At 69.2% G+C, this 16867-nt stretch carries 19 protein-coding genes; 12 read left to right on the top strand and 7 right to left on the bottom strand.

Annotated elements, in window-relative coordinates:
* Window positions 1-25 precede the first annotated feature (25 nt).
* From AB7E03_RS12170 to gadC, 5 genes are all read left to right on the top strand, one after another.
* Window positions 26-787 (top strand): alpha/beta fold hydrolase, encoded by a 762-nt coding sequence (locus AB7E03_RS12170; protein WP_489941661.1) that lies wholly within the window; start codon window positions 26-28, stop codon window positions 785-787.
* On the top strand, window positions 784-1470 hold the full coding sequence (locus AB7E03_RS12165; protein WP_489941660.1) for an esterase/lipase family protein: 687 nt from the start codon (window positions 784-786) through the stop codon (window positions 1468-1470). The genes AB7E03_RS12170 and AB7E03_RS12165 overlap by 4 nt, the downstream gene beginning before the upstream one ends.
* Window positions 1471-1548: 78 nt before the next feature.
* The gene (locus AB7E03_RS12160) at window positions 1549-1923 is read left to right on the top strand and encodes an META domain-containing protein (protein WP_441784033.1); all 375 of its coding nucleotides are present in this window, start codon (window positions 1549-1551) and stop codon (window positions 1921-1923) included.
* 150 nt (window positions 1924-2073) lie between these two features.
* Entirely contained in the window at window positions 2074-3510 is a 1437-nt protein-coding gene (gene gad, locus AB7E03_RS12155) for a glutamate decarboxylase (RefSeq protein WP_489941659.1), read from the top strand.
* Between the two features lie 60 nt (window positions 3511-3570).
* Window positions 3571-5253: a glutamate/gamma-aminobutyrate antiporter GadC gene (gadC, locus tag AB7E03_RS12150; protein ID WP_489941658.1), complete on the top strand. Its 1683-nt coding sequence runs from the start codon at window positions 3571-3573 to the stop codon at window positions 5251-5253.
* A gap of 80 nt (window positions 5254-5333) precedes the next feature.
* Here the strand turns inward: gadC and AB7E03_RS12145 are convergent, their stop codons facing one another.
* From AB7E03_RS12145 to AB7E03_RS12135, 3 genes are all read right to left on the bottom strand, one after another.
* Window positions 5334-5795, bottom strand: a complete 462-nt coding sequence (locus AB7E03_RS12145) for a hypothetical protein (protein WP_489941657.1) — start codon at window positions 5793-5795, stop codon at window positions 5334-5336.
* Window positions 5792-6253: a hypothetical protein gene (locus AB7E03_RS12140; RefSeq protein ID WP_489941656.1), complete on the bottom strand. Its 462-nt coding sequence runs from the start codon at window positions 6251-6253 to the stop codon at window positions 5792-5794. Before AB7E03_RS12140 ends, AB7E03_RS12145 begins: the two co-directional genes overlap by 4 nt.
* A 177-nt stretch (window positions 6254-6430) precedes the next feature.
* Window positions 6431-7336 (bottom strand): SDR family oxidoreductase, encoded by a 906-nt coding sequence (locus AB7E03_RS12135; protein ID WP_489941655.1) that lies wholly within the window; start codon window positions 7334-7336, stop codon window positions 6431-6433.
* A 106-nt stretch (window positions 7337-7442) separates the two neighbouring features.
* Here AB7E03_RS12135 and AB7E03_RS12130 point away from each other — a divergent pair, with 106 nt between their 5' ends.
* Together AB7E03_RS12130 and AB7E03_RS12125 are read left to right on the top strand one after the other, a co-directional pair.
* Entirely contained in the window at window positions 7443-8006 is a 564-nt protein-coding gene (locus AB7E03_RS12130; RefSeq protein ID WP_489941654.1) for a TetR/AcrR family transcriptional regulator, read from the top strand.
* 85 nt (window positions 8007-8091) lie between these two features.
* Window positions 8092-9030, top strand: coding sequence for a PrsW family intramembrane metalloprotease (locus tag AB7E03_RS12125; protein WP_489941653.1), 939 nt, complete (start codon window positions 8092-8094; stop codon window positions 9028-9030).
* Between the two features lie 16 nt (window positions 9031-9046).
* Here the strand turns inward: AB7E03_RS12125 and AB7E03_RS12120 are convergent, their stop codons facing one another.
* Window positions 9047-9724 (bottom strand): helix-turn-helix transcriptional regulator, encoded by a 678-nt coding sequence (locus AB7E03_RS12120; RefSeq protein ID WP_489941652.1) that lies wholly within the window; start codon window positions 9722-9724, stop codon window positions 9047-9049.
* An 85-nt stretch (window positions 9725-9809) separates the two neighbouring features.
* On the opposite strand from AB7E03_RS12120, the gene folE reads away from it, so the two are divergent.
* Both folE and tal read left to right on the top strand, forming a co-directional pair.
* Window positions 9810-10391, top strand: a complete 582-nt coding sequence (folE, locus tag AB7E03_RS12115) for a GTP cyclohydrolase I (RefSeq protein WP_489941651.1) — start codon at window positions 9810-9812, stop codon at window positions 10389-10391.
* A gap of 29 nt (window positions 10392-10420) precedes the next feature.
* Window positions 10421-11524 carry a transaldolase gene (gene tal / locus AB7E03_RS12110; protein ID WP_489941650.1) on the top strand — a complete coding sequence of 368 codons (1104 nt, stop codon included), beginning with the start codon at window positions 10421-10423 and terminating at the stop codon, window positions 11522-11524.
* Here tal and rimK read toward each other — a convergent pair.
* Window positions 11511-12710, bottom strand: coding sequence for a 30S ribosomal protein S6--L-glutamate ligase (rimK, locus tag AB7E03_RS12105; RefSeq protein WP_489941649.1), 1200 nt, complete (start codon window positions 12708-12710; stop codon window positions 11511-11513). The genes tal and rimK overlap by 14 nt on opposite strands.
* Before the next feature lie 26 nt (window positions 12711-12736).
* On the opposite strand from rimK, the gene AB7E03_RS12100 reads away from it, so the two are divergent.
* Window positions 12737-13219, top strand: a complete 483-nt coding sequence (locus tag AB7E03_RS12100) for an ATP-dependent zinc protease family protein (RefSeq protein WP_489941648.1) — start codon at window positions 12737-12739, stop codon at window positions 13217-13219.
* Window positions 13220-13291: 72 nt separating this feature from the next.
* Here the strand turns inward: AB7E03_RS12100 and AB7E03_RS12095 are convergent, their stop codons facing one another.
* Window positions 13292-14173, bottom strand: coding sequence for a hypothetical protein (locus AB7E03_RS12095; RefSeq protein ID WP_489941647.1), 882 nt, complete (start codon window positions 14171-14173; stop codon window positions 13292-13294).
* Window positions 14174-14204: 31 nt separating this feature from the next.
* Between AB7E03_RS12095 and AB7E03_RS12090 the strand changes: the two genes are divergently transcribed.
* Complete coding sequence (locus tag AB7E03_RS12090) at window positions 14205-15092, top strand: DNA-methyltransferase (protein ID WP_489941646.1); 888 nt, start codon at window positions 14205-14207, stop codon at window positions 15090-15092.
* Window positions 15093-15163: 71 nt separating this feature from the next.
* Window positions 15164-15988, top strand: a complete 825-nt coding sequence (locus AB7E03_RS12085) for a phosphatase PAP2 family protein (protein WP_489941645.1) — start codon at window positions 15164-15166, stop codon at window positions 15986-15988.
* 9 nt (window positions 15989-15997) lie between these two features.
* Here the strand turns inward: AB7E03_RS12085 and AB7E03_RS12080 are convergent, their stop codons facing one another.
* On the bottom strand, window positions 15998-16861 hold the full coding sequence (locus AB7E03_RS12080) for an alpha/beta fold hydrolase (RefSeq protein ID WP_489941644.1): 864 nt from the start codon (window positions 16859-16861) through the stop codon (window positions 15998-16000).
* Between the last annotated feature and the right edge of the window lie 6 nt (window positions 16862-16867).

Raw genomic sequence — 16867 nt, 5'->3', positions numbered from 1 at the left:
GGGAGCGTACGGGTAGCGTGAAGGGGTGACCGACCGACGCGCGTCCCCGCAGCCACCTCGCGCGCTCGTCACGGTCGACCGAGATCCCATCGGCGTTGCAGACGCCGCCAGCCCGGTCTTCGTGCTGGTGCATGGGATCGGCGTGAGTTCGCGCTACTTCGAACGGCTGGTTCCGGCGCTCGCCGAGCAGGGGCGGGTCGTCGCCGTCGACCTCCCCGGATTCGGGAAGGCGAAGCCGCGGCGACGGTGGCCCGCGCTGTCCATCGACGACTTCGCGGACGCCGTCGCGCAGGCGATGGACGGCCTGGGCATCACGGCGGCGATCATCGTCGGCCACTCCATGGGGACGCAGATCGCGGTGAGCCTGGCCGGCCGGCGGCCCGACCTCGTGAGCGCGGTCGCGTTGCTCGGACCGGTGATGGCGCCACAGGATCGCAACGCCTTCAGGGCTGCCCTGCTGCTGGGCATCGACATCCTCCGCGAGGATGCGCGCGGAAACCGGATCGTGGTCGGCGACTACCTGCACGCCGGCCTCCGCTGGTACCTCGCGACCCTCCCCGCGATGCTCGGCTACGAGACGGAGCGCGAACTCGAGGCCGTGACCGTGCCGACGCTCGTCGTGCGGGGCGCCCGCGATCCCATCGCCCGCAACGACTGGGTCGCCGAGCTCGGGCACCGCTCCGGCGGCCGCGCAGCCGTCGTCCCGTCCGTCGCCCACCTCGTCATGCACGGCGCGCCCTGGCGCACCGCCGCTCTGATCTCCCAATTGGCCACGGTCCACCGATGAGACGCACCGTGCTGCGTCGAGTGGGCGTCCTCGCGCTGGACTACCTCTACGCGGGCCGTCACCAGCTGCGAGCCTTTCTCGACCGCGGAACCCCGGACGCGCTGGTGGCGGGCTCCGGTCACCTGGCCCCCGTGGTGCTGCTGCCGGGCATCTTCGAGACGTGGCGCTTCCTGCGCCCCCTCGCGCAGCACATCCACTCGGGCGGCCACCCGGTGCACGTCGTCACGGCGCTGGAGGACAACCGGATGTCGGTTCCCGAGGCCGCTGCGCTGGTCGCCCGGCACCTGCAGGAGCAGGACCTCACCGACGTGGTCATCGTCGCGCACAGCAAAGGCGGGCTGGTCGCCAAGTACCTGATGGGGATGCCGGACTCCGGTCCGCGCATCCGCGCCGCCGTGACGGTCGCGACGCCGTTCGGCGGTTCGTCGCTCGCCCGCTTCATCCCGCTTCCGAGCGTGCGCGCGCTGATGCCGACGGCTCCCGGCCTCCTCCGGCTGGCGCTCAGCCGCGCGGTCAACGCCCAGATCGTCTCGGTCTGGGGATGGTTCGACCCGCACGTCCCCGCCGGGAGCCGACTCGAGGGCGCCCGGAACATCGAGCTCGACGTCGGTGGACATTTCCGTATCCTGGCCCGGCCGGAACTGCTCGCGATCGTGGACGAGGTGCTGGCGACGGCGGACTGACCCGACGGCCGGGCTCAACTGGCCCCTGTCGCGCTTCGCGGGCACGACGCTACCCTTCCACCGAGAGCGGGAGGGATCATGCTGCTGAACCGACGCATTCGGGGGATGGCGGTGGCTGCTGCCGTCGTCCTGATGCTGGCCGGCTGCGCCGGCACCCCGAGCGGCCAGGCCGTGGTCGGCCGGTGGGGTTCGACGTCCTCCGGGCAGCCGAACCTCGACATCCAGAACGACGGCACGTTCGCCGGCTCCGACGGCTGCAACACGCTCAGCGGCAAAGGACTCATCGACGGCGACGAGATCACCTTCGGTGCCATCTCCTCGACACTGATGGCCTGCGAGAACGTCGACACCTGGCTGAGCAAGGCCGCGACCGGCAACGTCAACGGGAGCACGATGACGGTGCTCGACGACGGCGGCTCAACGATCGGCACCCTGAAGCGCTCCGGTTCCTGACACCACTCTTTTCGGCAACTGTCTATCGCGGCTCGGAGCGCCCTCGTTACTTTGGCTCTGCCACGCCCGACCACGGTACGGCCGGGCGGTCCGGTTCAGGGAACGTCCACTGCGCGAGCGTGAGCTCGTGCCGTCCGAGGAGCGAAGCGAATGACACTTGCAGAATCGCGGAAGGAGCGGGCCACCGGCGCACAGCAGCCCGCGACCGCGTACACCGGCATCACCGACCGGACCCAGCTCAACCCGATCTTCGCCCGCCCGGGCGAGGACAGCGACCTCCCGCTCGACCGCATCCCGGACGGCGAGTCGCTGCCGGAGACGGCGTACCAGATCGTGCACGACGAGTCGATGCTCGACGGCAACGCACGTCTGAACCTGGCCACGTTCGTCGGTACCTGGATGGACGACTACGCGTCGCGACTGTATGCCGAATCCGCCGACAAGAACATGATCGACAAGGACGAGTACCCGCAGACGGCGGCGATCGAGACGCGCTGCTGGAAGATGGTGGCGGGTCTGTGGAACGCGCCCGACCGGGAGAAGGCGATCGGCACCTCCACCATCGGGTCCTCCGAGGCGTGCATGCTCGGCGGCCTGGCCCTGAAGCGCCGCTGGCAACAGGCTCGCAGGGCTGAAGGCAAGCCGACCGACAAGCCGAACCTGGTGCTCTCCAGCGCCGTGCAGGTCTGCTGGGAGAAGTTCTGCAACTACTGGGATGTCGAGGCCCGCTACGTTCCGATCTCGGACGAGCACAAGGTGCTCGACGGCTTCGAGCTCGAGAAGTACGTCGACGAGAACACCATCGGCGTGGTCGCCATCATGGGCGTGACCTACACCGGGATGTACGAACCCGTCGCGCAGATCTCCGAAGCGCTCGACCGCATCCAGCAGGACACCGGCCTCGACATCAAGATCCACGTCGACGGTGCGTCGGGCGGGATGATCGCGCCGTTCCTCCAGCCGCAGCTGGCGTGGGACTTCCGCGTCGACCGCGTCGTCTCGATCAGCACCTCCGCCCACAAGTACGGTCTCGTCTACCCGGGCCTCGGCTGGGTGGTGTGGCGCACGGTCGAGGACCTTCCGGCCGACCTCGTCTTCGACGTCACCTACCTCGGCGGCCACATGCCCAGCTTCGCGCTCAACTTCTCGAGGCCCGGCGCGCAGGTGCTGCTGCAGTACTACCTGTTCCTCCGGCTCGGATTCGACGGCTACTACCGCGTGCAGAAGGCGTCGCAGGATGTCGCGCTCTACCTCTCCGGTGAGATCGCGAAGATGCCGGCGTTCGAACTCTGGAACGACGGCTCCGACATCCCCGTCTTCGCCTGGCAGTTGAAGAAGGACCACACTGACAAGTGGACGCTCTACCACCTGTCGGAGCGGCTGCGCCTGAAGGGCTGGCTGATCCCGGCCTACCCGATGCCGGACAACCTGACCGACCTGACGGTGCAGCGGATCGTCGTGCGCAACGGCCTCAGCCGCAACCTCGCCGAGTCGCTCGTGCTCGACATCCAGGAGGCCGTCGACTACCTCGACCGCCTCGAGAGCCCGATGCCGACCGAAGGCCTGGCCGCCTCTTTCACCCACTGACCGCCGACCTGGCGATCCAACAACGGGCGCGCTGCGCCCTCTGACGAGCGGGAGTAGATCATGACCGCAACAAGCGAGCCCGGCCCGGCCGCCGGGCAGCCGGCGCGAGCGGATGGCACGCCGGCGCCCAGTCCGGATCACGTGAAGCCGCATCCCTTCGCGAAGGTGCCGCACAAGCCGGCCATCGGCGCGCCCGGGACGACGGCGTCGAAGTTCATGAGCATCAGCCAACTGGCGATGCTGACGGTCGTGGCCGTCGCGTCGCTGCGCAGCCTGCCCGCCATGGCGGGTTACGGGCTGGGCTCGGTGACGCTGTTCATCATCCCGGCCATCTTCTTCCTGATCCCGGTGGCGCTCGTCGCCGCCGAGCTCGCGACCGGCTGGAAAGGCGGAGTGTTCACCTGGGTGCGGATGGCGTTCGGCGAACGCTGGGGGTTCCAGGCGATCTGGCTGCAGTGGGTGCAGAACGTCGTCTGGTATCCGACCCAGATCGCCTTCATCGCGGCATCGCTGGCCTTCGTGTTCTTCGACCCCAACCTGGCGAACTCCGGCTTCTACACGGCGGTCGTCATCCTCGTCATCTACTGGTTCTCGACCTACATCACGCTGCGCGGCGGCAACCTGTTCGCCAAGGTCGGTTCCTGGTCGGGTCTGGCCGGCACCATCTTCCCCGGCGTGCTCCTGATCCTCTTCGGGATCATCTGGCTGACGACCGGCCATACGAGCGAGACGCCGCTGACGGCGTCCGCGATCATCCCGCCGTTCACCGGAATCGCATCCATCGTGCTGATCGTCTCCAACGTGCTCGCCTACGCGGGCATGGAGGTGAACGCGGTGCACGCGAACGACCTGAAGAGCCCGGGCAGCGGCTACCCGAAGACGGTGCTGATCTCATCCATCCTGATCCTCTGCATCTTCATCTTCCCGACGATCGCCATCGCCGTGGCGGTGCCGTCGTCCCAGCTGGGACTCACTACCGGCATCAACCTGGCCTTCAAAACGTTCTTCGACGCCTGGGGGATGGCGTGGGCGACGCCCGTCATCTCGCTGCTGATCGCGCTCGGTGCGTTCGCCTCGGTCGTCACCTGGATCGCCGGTCCCTCCCGAGGTCTGCTCGCTGCCGCCCGCTCCGGCTACCTCCCGGTGTTCCTGCAGAAGCGGAACAAGGCGGGTGTGCAGATCGGCATCCTGAACGTGCAGGGCATCGTCGTCACGCTGCTCGCCTCGCTGTTCATCTTCGTGCCGAACATCAACACGGCGTTCATCCTGCTGGTCGACATGGCGGCGGCCCTCTACCTGATCATGTACATGCTGATGTTCGCGTCGGCGATGCGGTTGCGCCGCACCCACCCGCAGGTGGTGCGCAGCTATCGGACGCCCGCCATGGGCCTCATCGCGACGATCGGGTTCCTCGCCTGCCTGGCGGCCTTCGCGCTCGGCTTCGTACCTCCGTCGGGCTTCGGGGCGGGGGCTCCTGGTTGGGCGTACCCGGTGCTGGTGGGGGTCGTCGTCATCTTCCTCGGCGTCCCACCGCTGATCTTCTACGCGGCCCGCAGGCCCGGCTGGGACCAGCGCACGGCGGCGGAGAAGGCGACGTTCGACGACGTCCTCGTGAACCCGCCGACGACCCCTGCGCCCGGTGCGCCGACGGGGTCTGCTGGAGTGGCCGATCCGGTCGAGCCGGTTCCGCCGGTCCCGCCGGCCGCGCCCGCCCCACGGGGCACCGCCCCCGGCCCGGCGTGACGGCGCCCGAGGCTGATCAGGCGGCCGCGCGGCTGAAGTAGTGGCCCGCGGCCAGGCCGTCGAGGAGCCGGCTTAGTGGCTCACGGTTGGTTGCCAGGACTTGCTGTGTGCCTGAAGACGACACGACTTCCGGGCGAGTCTGGGTCACCGATGAAGAGAACCAGGTCCGTGGAGAACCATCCGTTCTCGGCGTAGATCGACGTGTTGTAGGTCCCTTCAACGAAAATGCTGGGCTGACTCGTATCCGGGAAGAACGACCACTCGCAGTCACCACTCAGCGGATGGTTTTTGTCATCACGCGACTGTGGAAGTGGCGCACCGCTGATAACCAAGACATCGCCGTGCTTGAACTCGAGCGTTGTTGGATGGGGGCGATCGCTCACCCAGGTGCCGTACACGTCCCGTTCCGTGAACTGGATCGGGCGTTGCATCCAGAACCAATCGCCGATCGCCCATGCGATGAAGGCGAAAGTGATGCCCAGAATCAGCCATAGCAGCCAGATCGGGTTTTCCTTGCTCGATCTTCTCAGCGCCGACCTCATGGCATCCGGACGGTTGCTGTCCAGGTGATGTCCTGTCGTATCGGCTGGTATCCGCCGAATACGTCCTGGATGAATTTCATGGAGGCGTACGGGCCGACATAGTAGGGGCCAAAGGGCTTGTCGCTGGTGCCGGGGATGCGCGTCGCCGACTCGACGTTGGTCCCCCGGAACGGCGCGACCAGGTCGACGCCCATATCAATCTCTGCGGCCGCTTGATGGTCCCGGCTCACCTGCGCGGTCGTCGCCGCCGTCACCAGCTGGTGCACGGCACCCAGGTCATCCGCTGTCCCGGTCGTCATCGTCTTCCACCAGTCCTCGAGACCGGTCCGCGCAGTCTCGACCGTCTGGTCCCCGACCCCCACCACAGGCGGCAACCAACCCGAAGGCAGTGACCCTCGAACGCCGGCGAGCGTCGACGCGCCCTGCATCACCGCGTCTGGCGCGATACTCACCTTCACAGCAACGACCTCACAATCCTCGATGGGATGTTGTCCTCCACATCTCAGACTGCAAATGTAGCGCGCGATCCAGGCGTGCCCTCCAATTGAGGCCATCGGTCGCGCGCCAAGATGTCGCCACTTACCCCGCCCCGCCGGGCACCGCCCCGGGCCCGGCGTGACGGCGCCCGAGGCTGATCAGGCCGCCGCGCGGCGGAAGTAGTGGCCCGCGGCCAGGTCGTCGAGGAGCCCTGCCTCGGTCGGCTGCCACCCCAGGCGCTCGCGGGTCAGTGCGCTGGAGGCCGGGACGTCGAGGGCGAAGAACGCGCCGATCCAGCCGAAGTGCGCCTCCACGTCGTCCGGGTCGATGGATGCGACCGGCACTCCGGCCCCACGGCCGATGGCTTCGGCGATCGCCCGGGCGGGCACGCCCTCCTCGCCGATGGCGTGAACGATGCGAGCAGCGTCCGGATCCTCCAAGGCCCGCACCACGAGTCGTGCGGCGTCGTCGCGGTGCACGGCGGGCCAGCGGTTCGCGCCGTCGCCGACGTATCCGGCCACGCCCTTCTCGCGGGCGATGCCGACCAGCGTCGCCAGGAAACCGTGGTCGCCTGTGCCGTGGACGGTGGGGGCGAAGCGCAGGGCGATCGGGCGGATGCCGCGGTCCGCGAAGCCGAGGGCCAGTGCCTCCGCTCCTCCGCGCGGGGCCTCGGATCCGGTGAAGGGCGAGGCGTCCTCCTCGGTCACGACCTGGCCGGGACGGACGAGGGCGACGCCGGAGGCGAACAACAGCGGCTTGCCGGTGCCCGCGAGCACCTCGCCGAAGGTCTCCATGGCGGCCCGCTCCGAGCGCCCGGACGCCGCGAAGTCGCTGAAGTCGTGCTTGAAGGCCAGGTGGATGACCGCGTCCGCGTTCTCCGCGCCCGACCGGAGGCTGCCCAGGTCGTCGAGGCCGCCGGGCACGGGCTCCACTCCGGCCGCGCGAAGCCGTGCCGCCGACTGCTCCGACCGGGCGAGCCCGCGGACCTGGTGGCCTGCGGCGACGAGTTCGGGCACGACGCCCGACCCGATCCATCCCGAGGCGCCTGTGACGAATACCTGCATTGTGTGCTCCTTCACGTGTCGTGCATCACCGTCGTATGACGGTGATGTCAGAAACTGTCGTCAGCGTAGCACTCATGTCAGGATGTGTCATCACTATGATCGACGTATGGGACGTTGGGAGCCGGGTGCGCGCGGGCGCCTGATGCGCGCTGCCCTCGAGCTGTACCTCGATCCTGGATACGAGCAGACGACGGTCGCCGACATCGCGGCCCGCGCGGGCGTGACGGAGCGCACGTTCTTCCGTCACTTCGCCGACAAGCGCGAGGTGCTGTTCGACGGCTCAGCCGAATTCCAGACGACGGTGCTCGCGGCGATCGCGGAGGCGCCTGCCACGGCGTCGGTCCTCGCCGCGGCGGTGGCGGGGATGGATGCGGCAGCCGCGTTCCTGCAGAGCAACCCCGACCGCGACTTCCCGCGCCGCCGCGCCGCGGTCATCTCCGCGAACCCCAGCCTGCAGGAGCGCGAGCTGCTCAAGCTCGCCTCGGTGACTGCGGCATCCACACGGGCACTGACCGCCCGCGGCGCCGACCCGGCCGAGGCCGCCGTCGCGGCAGAGGTGGCGATGGCCGCCTTCCGGCTCGCTTTCGAGAGGTGGACCACCGCGGAGGAGCCCCTGAACCTCCGCGACCTCCTCGCGGACGCCGTCGCCAGGTTCCGCGCCCTCTCCTGAGTCCGTTTCGGGCCTTGCCCCGCCGCGACCCGGTGGGAGGATGACGCTAAACGCCCGCTCGGGCGTCCGAGCGAGGGGATGACCGATGGCGGCAGAGACCTGGGTGGACCGTCCTGACCTGGCACCGCATCCCCACCACCATCACGGCTGGTGGTGGAAGACGCTGCTCGCCGGTCTCGCCTTGTGGATTCTCACGATCGTCGTCACGATGGCGACCTCCAACACCAACCTGATCCCGACGCTGATCCTGCTGGGCAGCTTTCTGGTGCCCTTCTGCGTCGTGCTGTTCGCGATCGAGCGGGTGACCGGCAGCGTGAGTTCGCTGCAGCTGGTCCTCGCGTTCTTCGTCGGCGGTATCTTCGGCGTGCTCGGCGCCTCCCTGCTGGAAGTGAACCTGCACCAGAGCTACTGGTTGTACCTGCTCGTCGGCCTGATCGAGGAGCTCGTGAAGGGCATCCTGCTGGTCATCATCGGCTGGCGGGTGGTGCCGAAGACGGCGAGGCAGGGCGCGCTGCTCGGTGCGACGGTCGGTGCCGGGTTCGCCGCGTTCGAGTCGGCGGGGTATGCGTTCAACGCGGCCATCACCTCCCAGGGCATCGATCTGGTGTCGCTGCTGCAGACGGAGGTGCTGCGCGCCATCCTCGCGCCGGTCGGCCACGTGCTCTGGACGGCCGTGCTCGGCGCGGTGCTGTTCGGGGCGGCACGTGGGCGCGATCGCTTCCGCTTCTCGATCTGGATCGTGGTCACCTACGTCGGCGTCGCGATCCTGCACGGACTGTGGGATGCGGCGGGCGACCTGGCTGCCGTGCTCGCGCTGATCGTGAACGGCCGGGCACTGGAGGAGCTCACGACCTCCGGCGGCCTCAGCACGCAGACCGCTTCGGCCGTAACCGCTCTGGCGGGCATCCTGTACATCGTCGTGCTGATCGTGGTCGCCGCCGGCGGCATCCTGACGCTATGGCTCGTGCTGCGCCACTACCGCCATGCCGAACGGCGGAGGATGGCAGAGCAGCCGATCGTGTGAGCGCGGAGGTGCAAATTCAGGACGCGCTGCTCAGCACGACGCAGCAGCGCCCCTCCTGGGGGAAGAGGTGCGCGCGGTCGGGGTCGTCATCATGCCCGGCGAGCAGCCCTCGGAGCAGAGCGTGGTTGACGCCGCACACCAGGTCGGTGTGACGCTGGGCCAGCCGGTGGAACGGGCAGTTGCGCAGGGTGGTCTCCGAGCCCGCCGAGCCCTCGGGGCCGGCCTCGGATGCAGGCTCGTAGCCACGCTCGGCAAGGTCGTCGCCCAGCGAGCGGTCGGGTGACGCGCTCCGCCTGCCCTCCGCCTCCGCCGCCACCAGGAGCGCCTCTCGCAACCGGCCGCCACCGTCGGCGGCGACCGCGTCGGTCAACAACTCGGCGAGCAGCCGGTAGTCGCGGGGCGGGACGGACGCGGTCAGCTCGCGCGCACTGCGGACGTACCGCTTAGCAGGCCGTCCTGCGCCGGGGCCGGCGCGCCCCGCGTCGCGGGAGTACCCGGCGTCGAGGAGGCCTGCGTCGGTAAGGCGGTCGAGGTGGTAGGCGGCCAGGGTTCGGCTCATCCCCGTCGCCGTCGCGGCTTCCTCCCTGCCGACCGGCGCAGTGCGGGAGGTCACGTAGTCGTAGAGCCTCCGCCGGGCAGGATCCGACAGCGCGCTAATCGCATCCAGGGCCGGATCGCGGCGGTGCTCGTCCATGGCGACATTCTAACAACAATGGATCTTGACAAAAAGCCCTGAGCGGTCGCACCCTGAAAGAGGATCGACGGCGAGAGGCTGAACGATGGGCGAGACGGTACTGGTACGCGGTGGGATCGACGCGGTGGCGGCCGAAGTCGCGGCGGAGGCGTTCCTGGCGGCCCTCGGCGTGCCGCTCGACTCCGATCACCTGCGTGAGACACCGGGCAGGATGGCGCGGGCCTGGGCAGAAATGCTGACGCCGCGGCCGTTCGAACTGACCACGTTCCCGAACGACGAGGGCTACGACGAGCTCGTCGTGGCGCGCAACATCCCGGTGCGGTCGGTCTGCGAGCACCACCTGCTGCCGTTCACGGGAAGAGCCTGGGTCGCCTACCTGCCCGGCGACCGCATCCTCGGGCTCTCCAAGCTCGCCCGGGTGGTGGAGCTGTTCGCCTGCCGTCCGCAGACGCAGGAGCGGCTGACGAAGCAGGTGGCCGACTGGCTGCAGGACCGCCTGCAGCCGCGGGCGGTCGGTGTCGTGATCGCCGCCGAGCACTCGTGCATGACGTTGCGCGGCGCGAACGCGGTCGGATCGAGCACCGTCACCTCGACGCTGCTGGGCACCCTGCGCGACGACCCCCGCTCGCGCGCCGAGTTCCTGGCCGTCACCGGCATCGCGCCCTGACGCCCGGAACCGAAGGAAGGACACCGATCATGACCGATCCGCTTGCCGCGCTGGCCGACGCCGGCGTCTCCATCTGGCTGGACGACCTCGGCCGGGGGATGCTGCGCTCTGGCCGCCTCGCATCCCTCGTCGAGAGCCGCTACGTGACCGGCGTCACCACCAACCCGACGATCTTCGCCGCCGCCATCGGGAAGCGCGAGTCGTATCAGGCGCAGCTCGACGACCTGGCCGCTCGCGGAGCGGAGGTCGGCGAGGCGTTGCGGGAGCTGACGGCCCACGACGTGCGCGACGCCTGCGACGTGCTCCGTCCCTGCTTCGACGCGACCGGCGGCGTCGACGGGCGTGTCTCCATCGAGGTGGATGCGCGGCTCGCGCACGACGCCACGGGCATGATCGCCGAGGCGCGCTCACTGTGGTGGGCCGTCGACCGCCCCAACCTGTTCATCAAGATCCCGGCGACCCTCGAAGGGCTTCCCGCGATCAGTGCGTGCCTGGCCGAGGGGATCAGCGTCAACGTGACGCTCATCTTCTCGCTCGCGCGGTACGGCCAGGTGATGGATGCGTTCCTCGACGGCATGCGGCGGGCCGTGCGCAACGGTCATGATCCGGCCGGCATCGCATCCGTCGCCTCGTTCTTCGTGTCCCGCGTCGACAGCGAGGTCGACAAGCGACTCGACGTGACCGGGACACCGGAGGCCGGGCGCCTGCGCGGGCAGGCGGCGATCGCCAACGCGCGGCTCGCCTTCCAGGCCTACGAGAGGATGCTCGACGGAGACGAGTGGAGGCAGCTTCAGGCGGCAGGCGCGCTCCCGCAGCGCCCGCTGTGGGCCTCTACCTCGACGAAGGATCCGACGTACCCGGACACCCGCTACGTCGTCGACCTCGTCACCCGCGGGGTCGTCAACACGATGACCGAGGGGACGCTCGACGCGATCGCCGATCACGGCGTCATCCCCGCCGACTCCGTGCGCGGGACGTACGACGAGGCACGCGCCCTGCTCGACACGCTCGCCGCGGTCGGGGTCGACTACGACGACGTCGTCGCCGTGCTGGAGGACGAAGGGATCGCGAAGTTCGCCGACGCCTGGAGCCGGCTGTCGGACGAACTCGCTGCTGCGCTCAGTCCTCGCTGAGCGCCTCCTGCGCTTCCTTCGGCAGCTTGCGGACCTTGGAGCGACGCTTGCGGCGGTCCGGGATCATGGACCGCATCTCTTCCAGCCGGCCGAAGCAGAGCAGGCGGTCGCCCGCCTCCAGCACGACGCCGCTCCGCGGGTTCGGGATGACGGATGCGCCGCGGTGCAGCGTCAGGACCGTGATGTCGCGTTCCCACAGTCCCGAGTCGCGCAGCGACTTTCCGACGATGTCCGCATTGGAGTGCACGAGGAGCTCGGCCACCCCGTAGCCGGTGGAGACGCTGAGCCGCTGCCGCACGTCGATCTCAGGGAAGCCCACCTGGTTGTCGATGAAGTCGATGATGGCGCCCGCCACATCCAGTCCCGTCGCCCGCTCGATGCCCTCGAGCCCCGGCGAGGAGTTGACCTCCATCACGAGCGGACCGTCGTTGCCTTCGAGCATGTCAACGCCGGCCACCCGCAGCCCCATGATCTGCGCCGACCGCACCGCGGCCTCCTCGAACTCCGGCGTCAGCTCCACCTTCTCGACCGTGCCGCCGCGGTGCACGTTGGAGCGGAACTCGTCGCCGCTCGCCACGCGCCGCATCGCCGCGACGACCCGGTCGCCGACGACGAGGGCGCGGATGTCGCGGCCGCGGCTCTCGGCGATGAAGCTCTGGATGAGGACGTTCTGCTTCGTCGAGTGGAGCGTCTCGATGATGGACTCGGCGATCTTCGCCTCCGGGGCGAGGATGACGCCGATGCCCTGGGTGCCCTCCAGCAGTTTGATGACCACCGGCGCGCCGCCGACCCGCTCGATCGCCATGCGGACGTCCGCCCGGCTGTTCACGAAGGCCGTCCGCGGCATCCCGATGTTGTGGCGGGAGAGGATCTGCGTCGCGCGCAGCTTGTCGCGGGAGTTGGTGATGCCGTTGGCGGTGTTCGGCGTGTACACATCCATCTGCTCGAACTGCCGGACCACCGCTGTGCCGTAGTACGTGATCGAGTTGCCGATGCGGGGCAGGACGGCGTCGTAATCGGAGAGCAGGCGGCCCCGGTACTGCAGGTCCGGTTCGTCGCCGGACAGGTCGATCGCGAACCGCAGGGTGTTGAGCACCTTCACCGTGTGGCCGCGGTTCTCGGCGGCGGAGCGCAGCCGTTGCGTCGAGTACGCGTGCGGGGCGCGCGAGAGGATGGCGAGTTTCACGGGGGAGCTCCTGCGAAGATGGGGGGATGGCCGACACCCATCCAACCACCGACACGGTCGGCTGGCGCGAGTGGGCGAGCCTGCCCGGTGTCGGCGTGCCGTGGATCAAGGTGAAGGTGGACACCGGCGCGCGCAGCTCCTCCCTCCACGCGTTCGACATCGAGGAGCTCCCCGGCGACCGGGTGCGTTTCCGGGTGCAGCCGTGGCAGGACTCCGAACGGGATGCGGTGCTCACCGAGTGCGCGGTCCACGACCGCCGCGTGGTGCGCAGCTCCTCCGGGCATACCGAGGAGCGGATCGTCGTGCTGCTGGACCTCGTGCTCGGCGGTCGTCGGGTCAGGGCCGAGACGACGCTGACGAACCGCGACCAGATGGGCTTCCGGATGCTGGTGGGCCGCGAGGCGCTGCGCCAAGGATTCGTGGTGGACCCGGCCCGCTCCTTCCTCGGCGGTCGCGCGCCCCGCGAGATCCGCCGCCGCAACCGCGGCCGCGAGCTCTCCGCTCCCTAGTGAGTGCCGCCGCTTGTCACGTCCGCTGCTGTTCGCCCGGGCGCTCAGGTGACGTCGGGCGGCGCACGTCGCTCACTCCCTGAGGCCGAGCTCGCGCCGCCAGTGGGCGAGGAACTCGGCGCCCGCGTCGTCGTGGATGGCGTCGCCGATGGTGATCACCTCGTAGGGCCGCTTCAGGATGCCGTCGGCCGGGCGCACATCCACGTGGGCCACCTCGTAGCCGGCGTCGTGCACGAAGTCGGCCATCTTGTAGTCGCTGCGTGAGTCGCCGACCGAGCGCCAGCGTCGCGGGAGAGGCCCACGCGCCGCAAAGTAGTCGAAGGCGCGCTGTGCGCCGCGGTCCTTGTCGAGGAGGACCGACTCGATGTCGGTGGAGATGATCGTCGGGTCGATCCGGTACGGCACCTGGCCGTCGGCGTCCGGCGCGACGCGCTCGCCGTAGCGGAGGCCGACGCCGAGGCCCGCGAGCAGGTCGAACGCCGCATCCTGGAACTGCGCCTGCGCCTCGGCGTATGCTTGCGCATCCACGTCGGTGCGCTGCTCGACCGAGATCATCGCGCGCTTCGTCTCGTCGAAGAACATCGTGTCGGCGAAGCGGTCTCGCACCAGCCGGCGGATGCCGTCGACCGCCTCGGGCGCGAAGGCGACCGTCTCATCCACGGTGACCTCGCCCATCCCGTCGCCCGTGATCGGCGCCCAGGCGCCACCCTTCTCGAAGACGCCGAACATCCGCGCCCCGTGCTGATCGAGCGCGTCGCCGAGCCCGGCATCGCAGAGCGGGTTCACCACCTGGTTGCGGATGAAATCGCCCGAGCGACCGGTGATGAACGCGATCGGCACGCCCGCCGCCGCCATGGAGACCAGGTCGGTGACGATGCTGCGGATGGCGATGGTACGCGTGACGGGACTGGCGATGGGACCGTCGACGTCGAAGAGGAGACCGAGATTGTGCACAGTCCATTCTCCCCACTGCGACAATGGACGCATGTCGCATCCCGTCCCCGCAGCTCGCCCGCTGTGGCACCCGGATGCACCGAGCACCGTCGCGCAGGCCGACAACCTCGAGGTTCTCGCCGCACTGCCGGACGCCTCGTTCCGGCTGATCTACCTCGACCCGCCGTTCAACACCGGCCGCCCGCAGGCACGGCAAACGCTCACCTCGGTGCGGTCCGAGGGCGGAGCGGGTAGCGTGATCGGCTTCAAGGGCCGCAGCTACGAGCGCATCAAAGGGGATCTGCTCAGCTACGACGACCGCTTCGAGGACTACTGGGGGTTCCTCGAGCCACGGCTGATCGAGGCGTGGCGGGTGCTCGCCGACGACGGCACCCTCTACCTGCACCTCGACTATCGCGAGGCGCACTACGCCAAGGTCCTCCTGGACGCGCTGTTCGGTCGCGAGTCGTTCCTCAACGAGATCATCTGGGCGTACGACTACGGCGCGAAGCCGAAGAACCGGTGGCCGGCGAAGCACGACACGATCCTCGTCTATGTGAAGGATCCGTCCGCGTACTACTTCGACTCCGCCGCGGTGGACCGGGAGCCGTACATGGCGCCAGGGCTGGTGACGCCCGAGAAGGCGCAACTGGGCAAGCTTCCGACGGACGTCTGGTGGCACACCATCGTCTCGCCGACGGGGCGCGAGAAGACCGGCTACCCGACGCAGAAGCCGGAGGGAGTGCTGCGTCGCATCGTCCAGGCGTCGAGCAGCGAAGGCGACTGGGTTCTCGACTTCTTCGCAGGCAGCGGCACCACGGGCGCCGTCGCGTCCGCCCTCGGTCGTCGTTTCCTGCTCGTCGACAGCAATCCGGCCGCGATAGCGGTCATGCGCGACAGGCTCGCCGCCAGCGATCACGTCGTCCGCTTCGTCGACTGAAGGGCGCTCTCCACACCTCCCCGGCGTTCATCCGGAATTCTCAGGGCGGTGTGTGGAAGGGTGGATGCACTATGCGATCGACCCTGCGAGCACTGCCCTTCCTCTGGGGTGCGCTGGTGTCGGCGGGGCTGTTCGCAGCCGTGTACCTGATCTTCGTGCGGAGCTACATCGGCCAGGTGATCGACGAGCGCGCCTTTGCCGGGGCGGATGCTTGGAAGGGCGCTGTGATCGACTTCGCGCAGAGCTTCCTCGACGCGCTGCCCGTCGCCTCCGTCGTCATCGGGGCGATCGTCGCGGTGATCATCGTGCTGGTGCGCCGCAATTGGTTGGTGTTCGCCATCGCCGTGGGCGCCGCCATCGGCGCGAACGTGAGCACGCAGCTGCTGAAGTACACCATCCTGTCCCGGCCCGAGAAGGGCGTGGATGTGGGGCTCGCCAATTCCCTCCCCTCCGGGCACACGGCGGTGGCGGCGTCGGCAGCGCTCGTCGTCTTCCTCCTGGCGTCGCCGCGGTACCGGCCGCTTGCGGCCATCGTCGGCTCGGTGTTCGCCATCGCGGCCGGGGCCTCCACGCTGGTGGAGCAGTGGCACCGACCGAGCGACGTGGTGGCGGGGATGCTGGTCGTGGCGTTCTGGGGGTGCCTGGCCGGGATCGTGCTGTCGTGGCTGCGGCTGCCCGGTGCCGAGCCGCCGGTGCGCAGCAAGCTGTGGCCGCTCGTCTGGATCGGAGCGGTGTGCGGGATCGGGTCCGTCGTGGCGCTCCTGGTGACCTACTTCTCGGCGCAGACGGGCACCGAGCACCTGTTCATCGCGTATGCGGGCGGGGTTGCGGCGATCGTTGCGACCGGATTCGTGCTGGCGGCGGCCGGCAATCGGCTCTACCGGCAGCTGGCGTGAGCGGCGTGCTCAGCGCTCGCTGAAGAACTCAGCGAGCGCAGAGGTCAGCTGCTCCGGAGCCTCCTCGGCGACGTGGTGACCCGAGTCGATTCCGTACCCTTGCACATCCACCGCCCAGTCCCGCCAGATGGTCAGCGGGTCGCCGAACAGCCGCTCGAGGTCGTCGCGCAGTGACCAGAGGATGAGCGTGGGGATGGTCAGCCGTCGCCCGGCGCTGCGGTCGGCCTCCTCGTTCGCGCGGTCGACGGTGAGCCCGGCCCGGTAGTCCTCGAGCATCGCCCGAACGACTTCCGGCCGGTGGATCGCCTCCCGGCGCTCGGCGAAGTTCTCCACGCCCATGGCCTGTGGATCGCCGTGGTACCAGGCGTTCGGGTCGGCGTCGATCACGCGCTCCGGCACCTCCGGCTGGGCGAAGAAGAACCAGTGATACCACGCGGTGGCGAACTCCGGGGTGATGCGGTCGAGGTGCTCGACGATCGGGAGGCAGTCGAGCAGCGCGACGCGCCGCACGGCGTCGGGATGATCCATCGCGAGCCGGAACGCTGCGTAGCTGCCGCGGTCGTGGCCGACGAGGTCGAAGCGGTCGTGGCCGAGAGCGTTCATGAGCGCGAGGATGTCGCCGGCCATGGCGCGCTTGGACGCCTGCGAATGATCCGATCGCGGCGGCGGCGCGCTCGAGCGGCCGTAGCCGCGCAAGTCGGGGACGATGACTGTGAACCCGCGCTCCACCAGCAGGGGCGCCACCCTGTGCCAGGTCGCTCCGGTGCGGGGATGCCCGTGCAGCAGCACGAGCGGTGGACCGTCTCCGCCGTGGCGGACGTGGATGGTCGCCTCGCCGACATCCACGTCGGCGATCTCGAATCCGTCGAACATGCTCGG

This window comes from Leifsonia sp. RCC_180, from assembly GCF_058138205.1.
Note: the sequence above shows the minus strand (reverse complement) of the source record. Positions and strands in the feature narration are given on the sequence as shown.

Coding starts and splice junctions, on each gene's coding strand:
- AB7E03_RS12120 (WP_489941652.1), bottom strand. CDS start 9,724: ATGGACGAGCACCGCCGCGATCCGGCCCTGGATGCGATTAGCGCGCTG.
- AB7E03_RS12125 (WP_489941653.1), top strand. CDS start 8,092: ATGGCGGCAGAGACCTGGGTGGACCGTCCTGACCTGGCACCGCATCCC.
- gad (WP_489941659.1), top strand. CDS start 2,074: ATGACACTTGCAGAATCGCGGAAGGAGCGGGCCACCGGCGCACAGCAG.
- tal (WP_489941650.1), top strand. CDS start 10,421: ATGACCGATCCGCTTGCCGCGCTGGCCGACGCCGGCGTCTCCATCTGG.
- AB7E03_RS12085 (WP_489941645.1), top strand. CDS start 15,164: ATGCGATCGACCCTGCGAGCACTGCCCTTCCTCTGGGGTGCGCTGGTG.
- AB7E03_RS12135 (WP_489941655.1), bottom strand. CDS start 7,336: ATGCAGGTATTCGTCACAGGCGCCTCGGGATGGATCGGGTCGGGCGTC.
- gadC (WP_489941658.1), top strand. CDS start 3,571: ATGACCGCAACAAGCGAGCCCGGCCCGGCCGCCGGGCAGCCGGCGCGA.
- AB7E03_RS12100 (WP_489941648.1), top strand. CDS start 12,737: ATGGCCGACACCCATCCAACCACCGACACGGTCGGCTGGCGCGAGTGG.
- AB7E03_RS12090 (WP_489941646.1), top strand. CDS start 14,205: ATGTCGCATCCCGTCCCCGCAGCTCGCCCGCTGTGGCACCCGGATGCA.
- AB7E03_RS12165 (WP_489941660.1), top strand. CDS start 784: ATGAGACGCACCGTGCTGCGTCGAGTGGGCGTCCTCGCGCTGGACTAC.
- AB7E03_RS12130 (WP_489941654.1), top strand. CDS start 7,443: ATGGGACGTTGGGAGCCGGGTGCGCGCGGGCGCCTGATGCGCGCTGCC.
- AB7E03_RS12145 (WP_489941657.1), bottom strand. CDS start 5,795: ATGAGGTCGGCGCTGAGAAGATCGAGCAAGGAAAACCCGATCTGGCTG.
- AB7E03_RS12160 (WP_441784033.1), top strand. CDS start 1,549: ATGCTGCTGAACCGACGCATTCGGGGGATGGCGGTGGCTGCTGCCGTC.
- folE (WP_489941651.1), top strand. CDS start 9,810: ATGGGCGAGACGGTACTGGTACGCGGTGGGATCGACGCGGTGGCGGCC.
- AB7E03_RS12080 (WP_489941644.1), bottom strand. CDS start 16,861: ATGTTCGACGGATTCGAGATCGCCGACGTGGATGTCGGCGAGGCGACC.